Consider the following 13,794-nt stretch of genomic DNA (forward strand, 5'->3'; position numbering starts at 1 on the left):
ACCGCACGCGGGTCATCGCGACTATGTGACGCCATTTACCGCTGAAGATTCACCGCCACTTACCTCTGAAAATCACAACTCCGGGCCGGCGGAGCCGCGCTCCCTTGGTGTCGGTGTGCCGTTGAGGGTTCGGCTATCGAGACCTCCTGCCCGGCATGACATCGCCTCCGGTGTCTTCGGAGACACCCTGACCTTTGGCCATTTAATCGATGAAACCAAGCACGCGGACTATCTGGTGGTGGCCGCCGTCGTGGTTGCGGGCGATTTGGGCGCCATTTAGAAGGATGTGGACGAGCTACTGCTACCGGGCCAGCAGCGTCTCCACATGAAAGCCGAAAAGGCTAACAGACTCAGACCGCAAGTCATGACCCAGCGAGGTCATTTGGGCGTGCGCCGGGTGAGAGACCGCCCCCGCATACGGCGCCTGGCCGAGCTCGAGCGGGATCGCCGCGACAACCGCCGCTTCGGATCGCCGGCTGAAGCAGTTTCTGCTTTCTGCCGCTGCCCGGAGGCAAGCCGCAGCGACCAACCTGATACCTCTAGCAATGTCAAGCACTGCAGACGTGGTGCGCGCGGCGATCAGGGTGGTGCGGGGCAAGAAGCGAGACACCACGAGCTGGGCTGCCGCCGCTCCTGGTGGACGCGATCATGGCTTCGGCGCGTCCCTTCCTTCACTTTCAGCAGCGTGTCCGCCACCGGGGTGTGATCCGTCGGGCCGGACGTGGTGGTGGGGCAGGCCTGCGCTCGTGACCCGGCAGGCTGTGGGAGTCGTCAAAGGCGTGGGTGGCGTCGTTGCTATCGATGTCGGTGATCAGTTGCTGGATCTGGTGGCGCGCTTCCTGCATGGTGCGCGCCACCGAGGCTGGAAATTTCGCTGCGCGGGCGGCGTTCTTCCGGTGTTGCGGGCAGCGGAGGATGCGGGCGGTACAGCGGTCAAGCATGCGCAGAACTCCTTGGTGGTGATGCTCACAGAGTTAGCGGCGCGAACGGCGCTATCCGCCGCGGACGGTAACTCTTTGATTGCAGCTCCTGTGTGCAGCCAGCGTGGGCTCAGCCGGGCACTGCACGCGCCGAACCGGCCACGCGGATGCGAAAACACCCAGAACAACCCGGTTCGGCCTTCCGCCAGTGTACCGGCGTGGGCAGGCGGGAAGGACGTTGTGGTGGCCAGCGGTGTCGTTGGCTGCGACCAGGTAGTCGGCGGTAACGTCGGCGCCGGGTACGACCGGCACGGATGAAGAAACCTTGGGCGCGGACCGCCAACCTAAACGGCCCGGTGCGACGGGATCGGATTCTTCTTGTTTCTCGACTCAAAGGAGACAGCGGAAGAGAAAGCTGTGAGTTCGTGCCGGTCGAGCGCGGGTCGTGGTTTTGGGGTCTCGCAGCGGCGGGCTCATCCATCACCGAATTATTCCATTTTTATACCCAACACCGGTAGGGTTCCTTGACACGATCGACTAGGGTCGAGGGTGCCCGCGGCTCAAGCCGGTGCGGCGGCGCGAAACGCGGGCATGTTGTGTGGTGATTTTCAACAACGATGCCGCGAAGGAGTAAAAGTCATGGCAGCAGAGACCGTGTTGAAGGAAAACCAGGGCTGTGTGGATGCCTGCACCGAGTGTCAGCAGGCGTGCGAAGCGTGCGCCCGCAACTGCGCTCAGGACGCCCACATGGCCGAATGCACGCGGCTGTGTCTGGATTGCGCGACGATCTGCGCGGCCTGTGTGACCCTGTTGTCACGCGGATCGCAGTGGGCCGCCCAGCTGTGCCAGCTGTGCGCTGAGGTATGTGAGGCGTGTGCAGCCGAATGTGACAAGCACGACAACCCGCATTGCCGCCAGTGCGCCCAGGCCTGCCGGCGCTGCGCTGAGCAGTGCCGGGCAATGGCCGGCTAAGCCTGTATTTGTGAACCGAGGCCAAGACCTGCCCGCGTAGCGGCACGTCGTGGCCGTTTACCGCGTGCCGGCCGCCTTGGGGGTCAGCGACTCTAGGCCCCGGGTGGTCGTTTGCCTGGCGCCTGATTTAGCCAGTCGTCGGAGGTGGTGGGTGCGTGGCCCGGTCAGACGGCGCCAGCCCCCGGTGCTGCTGTCACATCTCGTGTGAGTGCCGACAAGGGGGCTTTACGGCGTCATTATCTGGGGGCTGATCCGGCCCGACGGGGTCGGGGCCACCGTCCGCGGCTACTGGTCGGCCGCTGAAAGTTAGCCCCCGGTGCAGGTTTGGGGTACGGCATTGTCCGCCCCGGCGCGGATGTGCCCGACCACCTGGTGCAGGGAGATGACGGTGAGACCTCAATCCAGTCCGGGACCGCCGGTGACTTGTGATGAGGAGTTGTTGTGTTGCCTGGGGCCCGATTTCCCGCCGTTGGGGGGCACGGATCCCGAGCGGGTGGCCCGGATTCGTGATGAGGTAGCGCGTGGGTTTGCCGCGTTGAGCGACGTCGCGCAGGCCGTGACGATTTTCGGCTCGGCACGCACCCCAGCGGATCATCGGTATTACCGGCTGGCCCGGGTGTTGGCCGCGCGGCTGGGGGCACAGCGGTTCGACATCATCACCGGTGGCGGAGCAGGAATTATGGAGGCCGCCAACCGGGGTGCTCGCGACGCCGGGGTGCGCTCGATCGGGTTGGGCATCGAGCTTCCTTTTGAACAGACCACCAATCCGTATGTGGATGTGTCGCTGCGGTTCAACTATTTTTTTGCCCGCAAACTGATGTTCATCCGCTACGCGTCGGCGTTTGTGGTCTTTCCTGGGGGTTTTGGCACCCTCGATGAGCTGTTTGAGGCGTTGACGCTGATCCAGACCGGGAAAACGCCGCACTTCCCGGTCGTCTTGGCTGTATCGGAACACTGGAAAGGCTTGGAGCAGTGGATTCGTGCCCGGCTGCTGGAGTCACAGCTGGTGGCCGCCGATGACTTGAAACTGCTGGTCCTCGCTGATGATCCCGATCAGATCGTGCAGATCATCGAGGCGGGACGCGATCAGCAACGGCGCACCTACCGGACAACGCCATTATGAGCACGGTGACGCTCGCGGGAACGCCGCGCCCAAGATTGACCGCCGAAGGGTCCTGATGGTTTATAACCACCCGAGGGGATCATCGCGATCGTTTCTTCGAGCAACCACGTTTTCGACCTGCCCGTAGCGAGCGGATTGCGAACAGATGATTGGCCCACTCCGCTATCAACTGTTCTGGCAGATACTTCCAGCCGTCATCTGCCTTCGAACTGTGTCAGGTTGAGTATGAGGTGTAGTTGAGCATGGTCATCATGCCGGCTTCTAGGTGGTAGCCGTGGTGGCAGTGGATCATCCAGGTGCCTGGGTTATCGGCGATCAGCACAGCGTTGAGTTTCTGGTTGGGCAACACGATGACGGTGTCTTTGCGGGCGCCTAGTCGGCCGTCGGGTTTGATGACCTGGAAGGTGTGGCCGTGCAGGTGCATGGGGTGGTACATCGCCGTCGAGTTGGTGAAGGCCAGGGTGGCTCGTTGGCCCTGTTTGACGGTCACCGGCGTGCTGTCCGGATAGGGCTTCCCGTTGATCGCCCAGTCGTACTTCGCCATGGAGCCGGTGAGTTCCAGGGCCAGGTTCGCATCCGATTGCACTGACCCCAAGCTGGCGGACGATGGGGCGGTGAACGTGTCGACGGTGCCGATTCTGCCGTTGAGTTCGGGAGGCGCGAAGTTGACGTCGGGTGGGCTGCCGTCGGCGGTCTTCAGCAGTGCGCGCCCGGGTGTCGCCGGTTTGCCTTCAGGCATTGCTACCAGCGGGAAGACCCCGTCGCCGGCGGTGACGACGACGTCATAGCGTTCGGCCATGCCGACCAGCAAAGCGTCGGTATCGGTTGGCGCAACCGGGAAACCATCGGTGTGGGTGACCGTCATGACGTGGCCTGCCAAAGCGACGCGGAAGGCGGTGTCGGCGCCTGCGTTGATGATGCGGATGCGAATGCGCTGGCCCGGCTTAGCGTCAAAGGTGGTTGCCGCTGCCGCAACCCGTCCGTTGACCAGATAGAAGGGGTAATCGATGTCGCCGGAATCACCACCAAGTAATGCACTGCTACCCACGGCGGACATTCCGGGCATCTGCTGCTGGCTGGGCCCGTGGGCCGGCATCTGGGAGCCCTTGAGCTCATCGAAAATCTGTTGAGGATTTTTCCCGACGCCGTCGGTCCAGTCGTCGAGGACCACGATCCATTCGGCGTCGTAGCGGCCGGGGTCCGCGGGGTCGTCGATGATCACCGGCAGGTAGAGCCCGTAGTCGGTCTGCATTCCGACGTGTGGGTGGGCCCAGTAGGTGCCGGGGTGCGGTGAGGAGAACCGGTAGGTGAAGTCACTGTTGGCGCCGATATTGGGGGTGGAAGGGAAGACACCGTCCATGTCGTTACGCAGCGCGATGCCGTGCCAGTGCACCGAAGTGGCGTCGCCGAGCCGGTTTCTGACCGTGACGGCCAGTTCGTCGCCGACGTTGGCGCGGATCAGCGGGCCGGGCAAGGCGTCGCCATAGGCCAGTGTTCTCGCGACCGGACCGCCGAGGTCTAGGGACGCCGGTTGGGCGGTAAGGGTGGCGGTGACGGTCCGTCCCGTGTGTGGTCGGGCTTTTTCCGCGGCGTCAATGGCCTGCTGCAGGTTGGGTGCACGATCGCTTCGCCCGCATGACCCGAGCGCAAGCCCGGCCGCGCCGGCGATTGAAGCGGTGACGAACGTGCGCCGATTGAGTGAGATGTGATTCCGCACTGCCTGCACTACCATCCTTCGTCAGTCGGTTGCCGCGGGCGCTGCCGCGGGTTAATTCGTGGCTACTGACCCCGCGGTGTGGCGAGGCGTCGTGCTCTCAGGATCGTCCCCGCTGAACTTCAGGGGATTGCCCAGCGCCGGTTGATCCGGTGGGGCAGTGTTGAGTAGCGCGCGGCTGCAGGTGCTGGTGGCGGTCAAGGACGCGCAGAGCCAAAGCCGCGAAGACACCGATGATGAACAGCCCGGCCCATACCAATTCGTCGGCTCCGGCCTGCCGCGCTGCGCCCATTGCCCAACCGGTAGCCAGGTTGCCGGCGAGGATTCCCACTCCGACGATCGTGTTGTAAAAGCCGTAATGCGTAGCCACGAGCCGGCCTCCGGCCAGAGCCATGACAGTGTCCATTTCGAACGGGAAGACCGCGGCCGAGCCGACGGCCAGCATGGCGGCTGTCGCCAGCAGCGCGGCGGCAGCCGCGACGATCCCGAGTCGAGAGCCGTCGGGGACGGCTATCAGCGGCAAGAACGAGGCCGCCAGGACACCCAACCCGATGGCCAGGCTGCGCCCCGGGCCCCACCGCGCGGCGAACCAACGGGTGATGCGCAGCTGTCCGGCGACCGCCACCAGACCTGAAACAACGAAGATCGCCGCCACCAGTAGCGTTTGGTAGCGCTTGGTCAACTGCGCCGCCTGCAGCGGCAGGGCGAGGTAGACCTGGAAGGACAACACGTAGGAGCCGATCATCGCCGCCGCGAACAGCAGGAAGGAACGGTTCCCGAGGACCACTCGCCAGTCATCGAGTATCGATGTTTTCTCCGGCGCCGGATCGGCGCTGTGCTGCGGCAGCGCCAGCAACTGCGCGACCGTCAGTACCGCAAAGACCACCGCCGCGCCTGCTGCGGTGATGCGGAAGTCGATGGCTACCAGCATGACTCCGACCAGCGGGCCCAGCAGAATCCCAGCCTGATAGAAGATGTTGAACACCGCGAATGCTTCCACACGGCGCTCACGTGAATCGGCGGCCAGGTACGCGCGCACCGCGGGGTTGAACAACGCTCCGGCGAAGCCGGTGGCAGCGGAGGCGATCAACACGACCGGTAATGAGTGAGCGAAGATCAGCAACGCGAAGCCGCCCGTTCGAAGCAGGCAGCCGGCCACGATCAACGGTTTGTAGCCGATCCGGTCTGCCAGCGTGCCGCCGACAATGAACATGCCCTGTTGGGAGAAGTTGCGGACACCCAAAACCAGCCCAACAGCCCACCCCGCCAGCCCGAGTGGGCCGGCGAGGTAGGCAGCCAGGTACGGCATCAACATGTAGAAACCGAGGTTGATGCCGAACTGGTTGATCATCAGCATCCGGCTGGGCCGGTCGAAGCTGCGAAATTGCGTCAGCAATTCCATTACTGCATCGCTCCGGTGGGATCCACGACGGTGGCGCACCGGGTCCAGGACTGCACGACCAGCTCGTCGGGGTGGGCGATGACGGCTGGGCCTTCGGGGGGAAGGTGGTCGAGCAGGCCGTGCTCGCGGCAGTAGTCGTCGTTGTAGATGGTGTCGAAATAGCGTTGCGGACCGTCGGGAAAGACCGCGGCGATGGTGGTCCCGGCGGGCATGGTCCGCGCGGCCCACCCGGCCACCAGGCCGACGGCACCCACGCTCCAGCCGCCGCTGGCGTGGTGGGTGGCCGCCAGCGCGCGCGCGGCCCAGACCGCCTCGGCGGGTGCCACCCAGTGCACCTCGTCAAACGCCGCATAGTCGACGTTGCGAGGGTAGATGCTCGATCCCAGACCGCGCATCAACCGGGTGGCCGCGGGTTGACCGAAGATCGTCGAGCCCACGGTGTCCACCCCGATCACCTTCAGATCCGAGTTCGCCTCGCGCAGCACCCGTGCCACTCCCGCCGAGTGCCCGCCGGTGCCCACCGAGCACACCAACACATCGATGCGACCAAGCTGGTCGAGCAGCTCCAGGGCCAGCGGACGGTAGGCGTCCACGTTCTCGGGGTTGTTGTACTGGTTGGGGCACCACGCGTCGGGGTCAGCGGCCAGCAGCTGTGCAATGCGGTCCTTGCGGGCCTGTTGCCATCCGCCGACCGGGTGGGGCTCGGTGACCAGGTCGACCTCGGCGCCGTAGGCGCGCAACATGTTCTGCACGATGGGCTCCATGCCTGGGTCGGTGACCACCGTGACCGGGTGCCGGTACACCATGCCGGCCAGCGCCAGCCCCAGGCCCAGGGATCCGCTGGTGGATTCCACGATGCGGGCCCCCGGACGCAGTTCACCGCGGGCCCGGGCGCGTTCAACCATGTGCACTGCGGGCCGGTCCTTCATGCTGCCGCCGGGATTGAAGCCTTCCAATTTGGCCCAGAAGCCGCGGTCTGCGGCAGTTAGCGGGTTCTGAGATCAGCAGTACCGGGGTGTTGCCCACCAGCCCGGCCGGCTGACGGTGGCTTCCCGGCACGGGCGGGCATTGTGCGGGGCTGAGAGGCCGGTCCACCAACGTCAGCGACCGGGAACTGCAGGGCAGACGGGATTCCAGAGAGTTCGAGGAACGAGCAGAGTTGTTGTTCATGCGATCGTCGCTTTCTAGCAAGAGGCCGCTGGCGCAGCCAGTGACAAGGGAAGCGGCCACCGGCCGTCGTGACAGTGCACAGACGACCTGGCGCTACCCAGTCAGCGACGAGAAGAGCACAACCGCGTCAAGAGCTCTTGACCGGTCAATACAGCACCGATGCTACGCGGCGGACCACGACCGCCCAAGATCACATGCCGCCCGAACAACCCCACCGCGCCGATCACCGCTACCACCACGCTCAGAGCCGCCACGGTAGTGACCGGGGCGTTAGGCAGCACGGCGGTCATGAACGCCTCGTGATGGGCAACTGACGGAGTTCCGATGTGCGCGTGATTGCTGCTGATTGTGAATTCGCCACCCAGCGAACTCACCAGAACATGAGCGGGATGGGGTGCAGCAGGCTCATGCCGCACCTCGGCGTGTCCGAGAATGAGGATCCACACCGCGACCGCGGTCACCGCAGCAGCCAAGGCCGCGGTGAATTGCCACCACGGCCGCGGGCATGCGTTCGATCCGCTCACAGTACTTACAGCGTACCAACGGGATCGGGATAGCGTCGACGACAGGCGGCCATGCTGGGACATCACGTCCGCCTCCACCGTTCCGTACCCCATACCCCCTGAGGGTACAGGCGAGCGGAGTGGGTGGCAAGGGGCGACAAGGTCACGAAAAAACTGTCGAACAACAGTGCTCCTCAGCGGTTAGAGGCAATGCCGCGCAGTTAGGCGTGTGACTCGTGATGCAAATGTGACACGCCGTGTGGGGTGCGGGTAGGGCAGCGGAACTCCCGGTATCGATGGATTGTCCGTGCAAAGACACCATCTCACCGGGGAGTTCCGCTGTCTGTTCAGTCTGTCATCTGTCCTGCTGGCTCGGCCCATGAGGGTTCGTTCGCGCCGGGCCATCTGGGCGAGTTGACCCGGATCGTGTCCGCCGATCTCGTTGATGCGGCGCTGGAGAGCACCGGCCGCGTGCAACGCCGAATTCGGGTGCTGCCCGCGCGGGTGGTGGTCTACCTGCTCCTGGCCGGGGCATTGTTCGCCGAGATCGGTTACCAGCAGGTCTGGGCGCGGCTGGTCGCCGGTCTGGACCCGACCGCGGTGGCCTCGCCGGGTTCCTCGGCATTGTCACAAGCCTTGCGCCGTGTCGGGGTCGCTCCGCTGCGCGAATTGTTCACCTTGGTACGGGGCCCGGCTGTCGGGGCCGCACGCTGGCATGGGCTGTTGGTCTGCGCGATCGACGGCACCTCGATGTTCGTGCCCACCACGCCGCCAACGCCGCAGCATTCGGGCGCCAAACCGGCCGCCCCGCCGCCGAGTCCGGGTATCCGATGCTGCGGTTGTTGACCATCGTGGCGTGTGGCACCCGTACCGTCGTCGATGCCGTGTTCGGCGCCTACCGTGTCGGGGAAACCACCTATGCACCAGACCTTTTGCGCTGCCTGAGACCCGGGATGCTGCTGTTGGCCGACCGCAACTTCGCCGTCACCGCCCTGGTCGAACAGATCGCCTCGACCCACGCCGCACTGCTGATCCGGTGCAAGGACGCCCGCGTGCTGCCCCGGTCAAGACGCTGCCGGACCGGACGTGGCTGGCTCGGATGGGAGCGGTGACCGTGCGGGTGATCGACGCAGCGATCACCGTGCGCCTCGACGGCGGCACAACCCGCTGTGGCCACTACCGTCTGGTCACTACCCTGCTCAACGAAAAGCACTACCCCGCAGACGAACTGGTTAATCTTTCCCATCAACGCTGGCAGATCGAAACCAGCTACCTGGAACTGAAATCGACCATTCTGGGTGGCCGCGTCCTGCGAGCAGCCACCCCCGCCGGGCATCACCCAAGAGGTCTACGCACTGCTGATCACCTACCAGGCCTTGCGCATCGCCATCGCCGATACCAGCCTGGCCAACCCCACGATTAGCCCCGACAGGCTCAGCTTCACCGTCGCCCTGCACGCCGCCCGCGACCAAGTCGTTCACGCCGCCGCGGCCATCACCGAGACAACCACCGACCTGATCGGCCGCATCGGAGCCGCTGTCCTCAACCAGCCGCTACCAGCGCGGCGATCGCGCTCAAGTCCCCGAGTGGTCAAACGCGCCATCTCCAAACACCGCGCCAAAGGCACCATCGACCGCAGCAACCACACCACCACCATCACCATCGAAATCCTCGATGGTTGACAACACGCCACCGACGCTAACTGCGCGGCATTGCGGTTTGAGGAGGGCCGGCCGCCGGCTGGGTTGGTGTCAAAGTTGTATGCCAGTGCGTATCTCGAAGACTTGATCGATGTCCTCCAGATTGATTCGGCTGGCTGATGATCGAGCCATTCCACCACAGCTGGGTCCGGGCGAACTCGCCGATCAGCGTCGGGCCGCAGTGCGCCACGGTGTCGGCCTCGATCACCCCCGGCGCCTCGGGTGCTTCGTCGGCGCAGGTGCGGATGGTGGTCGAATTCCACAGATGTAACTTATTTCTGGCGCGGGACACTAGGCTAGCTAGCTAACAACGCCAACGACATGGAAGGGCCCGTGGATTCGCTTCCGGGTGTCCTCAACTTCGTCGGCAGCCAGCTCACGACGCACCAGTACAACGTCGCCGCAGGCGATTCGTTCCTGCAGCAGCAGCAGGTCTCCCTGATCCAGAACTCCACGGCATGGAACACGGCGGGTCAGCGCGACGCGATCATCATCACCTGGGACGAGAACTTCAACAATCTCGGACTGGGCATCGGCAACGAGGGCAACCACGTTCCGATGATCGTCATCCCCAACCAGGGCGCCATCACATCGGGCGGGAACGGTTTCAGCCCGCACCCTGGTATCTTGCAACGATTTGGACGGAGTGGGTGGCGACACGACGCACCAAGACGAGCCGCCCCCAGTTGGCGTTGGTCAGCCGCTCGACATCGCGCACTTCGCCAAGCATGAGGCAGTTCATGTGCAGATTCTCGTCGACCTGAGCTCGGCTTCTCACCCAAACTTCGACGGTGCGGAACATGTTGTCGCTCATCGCTGTGACCAGCTGCTACCGATGAAGTCTGATTGTCCCCGCATCCACGGCTGCCGCAACCCGACAACCTGGTCAGCAGAAGCGGGACGCGGCTTCCCGCGGGCAGACCCTAATGTGAACCGGCTCGCAGCACGTCACGGATCGCCTTAACAATGACATCGGGGCGTTCGACTGGCAGCCACGAGTGGCTTGTGCCGTCGGCGAATATTAGTTCGCCTCGCGGAAACCGTTTGACCAGAGCACGATTGGCGGCGTCCATTTTCGCATACGCAGCGCGCCGACGGGTCGGCGACCGCGGCATAATTATCCGCGTCGGCACGTCTGGCAGCGGCACACGTTCGAGTGCTCGCTTCATTTCCCGCAGATAACCAGCATGACGCGGCACAAGCCGTGCCGTCTGCAATCCCGCCCAAGGATGATTGTCGAGATAGCGGTAAAGCCAGCGCAAATTCGACTTCGTGACATCGTTGGGAGCCATACGTCGCACCATATGTCGGCCCATGCTTGTGCGGTGAAGCCTCAGCAGCTGGGCAGTCCCCATGATGAAAAGCCCTCCAGCCCCCATGGCCATCCCCAGCAACTCGAGCAGTCGTGATTCAGTGACCGGCGCAGAGGGATCGAGCAAAACCAACCCGGCCACTTCGTCTGGATGACGTAAGGAGAACATCTGAGCAACCAAACCGCCCGACGACCATCCCACCACGACCGCCGGTGTGGCGCAATGCAATTGCTGGATTACACCATGGAGATCATCAGCCATTTCAGCAACGCTGCGGCGGGGCGGACCTTCCGAGCCGCCACTACCAGCGCGGTCGTAGGTCAAGACGGTGGCAAAGGAGGCAATCCACTGTTCCAACAAACCACCGAACGCGTCCGTCGTTGCTTCACCTGCCCCGCCGGCTTCAAGGACCACCGTGGGCCCCCGACCAAGGACACGTGTACGAATGACCCGGTCGCCGAGGGAGACCGGCGTGGTGGTTTGCGTCGGCACCTATTTTCCACTCTCGTCCAGGGGCACATCGCCGCTTGTCGCTGCGGGGGCACCCGCACTGAGCGAGAAACCGCTTGCGCACACTCTAATCTGGCGCAGTGCTGTCGATGATCCGGTTGGTCCGGCTCGCCCGCAACGCCAGCGAGCGTGATGTGCGCCGATTCTCGCCGACCACCAATTGCCCCGCCGGAGTCGCAGGGGCATCACGCTGGTGCATATGGTCAGTCACAGAGCGGGCTGGTTGTGGCGACTGCATGCGGTACACCACAGCGTGAAACGGTTCGGGCACCTCGGGATCCGGACGTTGCGTTGCATCGTCAGCCACCCGACCAGGATCTTTCATCCCGGCCGCACAGGCCAACGTCGTCACCTTACTAGTCATTTCGTGGAATCTCTCCATCCCCACCCTCGGGTCACAAATTGTCAGGGAGCGGGTGCCTCAACCCAGGTTGACAGAGAGGGCGATGACGAGGGATTCGCGGGCGGCGTCGACGACTTCGCTTGTGACGGTAATGAGTTAGTTGATTTCCATGACGCGATGAATCTGAGCCATCAGTCGGGCGGTGGGCCGGAAATTGCCGCCAGTAATGCGAATGATGGCGGCGCGGTGGCGTGTTCCCCGTGATTGAGACCAGGCGACTCAATTCAGTGGGAACACGCCGGCACCGCGGCTTTCGGCCGCTAAGGCATTCCCGACTTCAGCGATAGCCGCCGACAACCACTGCGCTGCCTACGTTTTGGTGTCCCCACCTGCACACACCGACCTCACGAAGCACTCGTTAGACGTCAAAGCAGGAAACTCTTGCGCGGTGATCAGACGCTCACGATCGGCGGGGTACTCGCGGCTTCGTACCGGATGTCGAACCCACGACCAGGCGAGCCGCGCAATCCGCGACCGCGGTAGTGGCGTCAACTTACCCGTGCTCCGACGTCCCCTCACCGCATCACCGCGCTGGTCAGCAACTGGCGAGATCCGCTCACCACGGCCTTGCTCGACTGTTTTCGCCCGTGGGCCTCGTCGTGGTGCGTCTCGCCTTCTTCTTCCGCGCGCATGCATACTGCTCCGTTCTCTTTCCGGTATCAACCCGAGCCGTTCGGCAGCAAGTGCCGGTTGACCGCCAGCCCTGGAAGCCGCGCTCATCGCAGGGGTACCCGCGCGGATCGGCCTCACCCCCGTCACCTACCCGCTCGCGCGGAGGATCAAAACGTCCTCTAGCAACGCGCGCATTCGCCCCCTAGAGACGAGGCGCCGTGGCGGACCTGCTTCGCGGCACGACTCCAGCCCACCGCCCGCCGCCTGCTGACAGTGCCTATATAACAGGCAGATCAGCGTGGCTCAGCTGATCCGGGCACAACAGCCAGACACCACCAACCAGCGCGGCGGCACCCACTTCCCCCCGAGCGGATTGGGTCTTCCATTCCGTCTCTGGCCAGCGCCAGCCCACCCGTGGAAACCCACCTGATATGCGGCATCCGCCGGCGGAAGACTGCTCGCCCAAAACCGCAGCGCGATAACAAGAGATAAGCGGCTCCGAGCTACCTACAGCCAGCCACTCTGCGTCAGACAATGCCGTAACCGACATCTGTTCCTCGACATCAGGCCGTTTGCAGCACATCATGAACTGCGCGGCGCGCGCAACAGCAACACTTCCAGCGCCGCACCGATCGATCCGCTCACCGGAAGAAAGTGATCACCAGCACCGACCCGCACCAGCAAACGGCGCAGCACCACATTAGCCGCCAAAGCCCATTGCGCGCCGACCCCGCCGCAGGCCGAATCCAATGCCATCAGTTGATGCATGCCGCGCGCCCCCAGAAACGTCACCGCGGTCAAATCGACTATCATAGGACGCGTCACACATACTACGCTGCGCAAATACCGCCCCACCGCCTCGGCGTTGGCGGCGTCGATCTCACCACAGATTGTCACCACCGCCACCGTGCTCCATACGGCATCAATTTGCACCCGCTTGGTATGCCCCCGGGCACCAAACCACAGCACCCACTCACTGACATCAGAATCATCCCGAGCTGTGGGTAAACCAGACGGTTGCCGATGAGTGTCCATTGGACCACCGAACTTTCAGGCGACCTGGTTCGACCGCCAATGCCACCAGAACCCCCGCCAAAAGCGGCCGCTGCCGAGGATATGACTACGCGCGAGTTGACCCGAAACTCCATCGTAAAGCCACCGGGGGCTCCATGAGTCGGATTACTGATTACTGCTCAATATCCAGCGTGGGAACCACAACCCTGCCCGCAGCAAATGTCGCACGGTTTGAAGTTGAGCAAACGGCGCACTAGGCGCGAGCGCAAGCGCGCCTGGGATGCACCACCTGCGCACCAGGCGGGCCCTCGTTGTGTCGTGCTCGGCATCCCCTGCACGCTGCCTATGGCGTGACCGTAGAGGGATCCCCATACGGGCGGTGCGCCGCGGCCCTTGCGGCCTCCACTGACCGTGGCTAGCGTCCTTGCGATGACGGCC

The 13,794-nt window shown here is 64.0% G+C and carries 11 protein-coding genes and 2 pseudogenes; 7 read left to right on the forward strand and 6 right to left on the reverse strand.

Annotation, left to right across the window (positions count from 1 at the left end):
* The 3 genes from AWC08_RS37565 to AWC08_RS05100 form a co-directional block, all read left to right on the forward strand.
* Positions 1–280: hypothetical protein (locus tag AWC08_RS37565; protein ID WP_218621735.1), on the forward strand; the 280-nt coding region annotated here is incomplete at its 5' end.
* A 1,279-nt stretch (positions 281–1,559) separates the two neighbouring features.
* Positions 1,560–1,892 (forward strand): four-helix bundle copper-binding protein, encoded by a 333-nt coding sequence (locus AWC08_RS05095; protein WP_085087443.1) that lies wholly within the window; start codon positions 1,560–1,562, stop codon positions 1,890–1,892.
* Between the two features lie 535 nt (positions 1,893–2,427).
* A complete protein-coding gene (locus tag AWC08_RS05100; RefSeq protein WP_238306295.1) occupies positions 2,428–3,015 on the forward strand; it encodes an LOG family protein in 588 nt (195 codons plus the stop codon).
* Positions 3,016–3,229: 214 nt separating this feature from the next.
* Here AWC08_RS05100 and AWC08_RS05105 read toward each other — a convergent pair whose 3' ends face one another.
* The 4 genes and pseudogenes from AWC08_RS05105 to lpqS form a co-directional block, all read right to left on the reverse strand.
* A complete protein-coding gene (locus tag AWC08_RS05105) occupies positions 3,230–4,741 on the reverse strand; it encodes a multicopper oxidase family protein (protein ID WP_370653228.1) in 1,512 nt (503 codons plus the stop codon).
* 88 nt (positions 4,742–4,829) lie between these two features.
* Positions 4,830–6,131 carry an MFS transporter gene (locus AWC08_RS05110; RefSeq protein WP_085087449.1) on the reverse strand — a complete coding sequence of 434 codons (1,302 nt, stop codon included), beginning with the start codon at positions 6,129–6,131 and terminating at the stop codon, positions 4,830–4,832.
* Positions 6,131–7,301, reverse strand: a pseudogene (locus AWC08_RS05115) (PLP-dependent cysteine synthase family protein). Before AWC08_RS05115 ends, AWC08_RS05110 begins: the two are co-directional and overlap by 1 nt.
* 101 nt (positions 7,302–7,402) lie before the next feature.
* On the reverse strand, positions 7,403–7,825 hold the full coding sequence (gene lpqS / locus AWC08_RS37900) for a putative copper homeostasis (lipo)protein LpqS (RefSeq protein ID WP_244906474.1): 423 nt from the start codon (positions 7,823–7,825) through the stop codon (positions 7,403–7,405).
* Between the two features lie 243 nt (positions 7,826–8,068).
* On the opposite strand from lpqS, the gene AWC08_RS37570 reads away from it, so the two are divergent.
* The 4 genes and pseudogenes from AWC08_RS37570 (at position 8,069) to AWC08_RS05135 (ending at position 10,236) form a co-directional block, all read left to right on the forward strand.
* Entirely contained in the window at positions 8,069–8,650 is a 582-nt protein-coding gene (locus AWC08_RS37570) for a transposase domain-containing protein (protein WP_264075724.1), read from the forward strand.
* Positions 8,635–9,074 (forward strand): annotated as a pseudogene (locus AWC08_RS39515) (transposase); the annotation flags it as partial. The gene AWC08_RS37570 and the pseudogene AWC08_RS39515, both read left to right, overlap by 16 nt.
* A 28-nt stretch (positions 9,075–9,102) precedes the next feature.
* Positions 9,103–9,486, forward strand: a complete 384-nt coding sequence (locus AWC08_RS37585) for a hypothetical protein (RefSeq protein ID WP_244906475.1) — start codon at positions 9,103–9,105, stop codon at positions 9,484–9,486.
* A 351-nt stretch (positions 9,487–9,837) separates the two neighbouring features.
* Complete coding sequence (locus tag AWC08_RS05135) at positions 9,838–10,236, forward strand: hypothetical protein (protein WP_133449265.1); 399 nt, start codon at positions 9,838–9,840, stop codon at positions 10,234–10,236.
* Between the two features lie 191 nt (positions 10,237–10,427).
* On the opposite strand, the gene AWC08_RS05140 is transcribed toward AWC08_RS05135, so the two are convergent.
* Both AWC08_RS05140 and AWC08_RS05155 read right to left on the reverse strand, forming a co-directional pair.
* Positions 10,428–11,309, reverse strand: coding sequence for an alpha/beta fold hydrolase (locus AWC08_RS05140; RefSeq protein WP_085087457.1), 882 nt, complete (start codon positions 11,307–11,309; stop codon positions 10,428–10,430).
* Between the two features lie 1,615 nt (positions 11,310–12,924).
* Positions 12,925–13,377, reverse strand: coding sequence for an STAS domain-containing protein (locus AWC08_RS05155; protein WP_085087468.1), 453 nt, complete (start codon positions 13,375–13,377; stop codon positions 12,925–12,927).
* Positions 13,378–13,794: the final 417 nt, after the last annotated feature.

It is taken from the genome of Mycobacterium gordonae (assembly GCF_002101675.1).
GTDB lineage: Bacteria > Actinomycetota > Actinomycetes > Mycobacteriales > Mycobacteriaceae > Mycobacterium > Mycobacterium gordonae.

Excerpts from the sequence above, each read along its gene's own strand:
- AWC08_RS05110 (WP_085087449.1), bottom strand. The coding sequence starts at position 6,131 with ATGGAATTGCTGACGCAATTTCGCAGCTTCGACCGGCCCAGCCGGATG.
- AWC08_RS05155 (WP_085087468.1), bottom strand. The coding sequence starts at position 13,377 with ATGGACACTCATCGGCAACCGTCTGGTTTACCCACAGCTCGGGATGAT.
- AWC08_RS05095 (WP_085087443.1), top strand. The coding sequence starts at position 1,560 with ATGGCAGCAGAGACCGTGTTGAAGGAAAACCAGGGCTGTGTGGATGCC.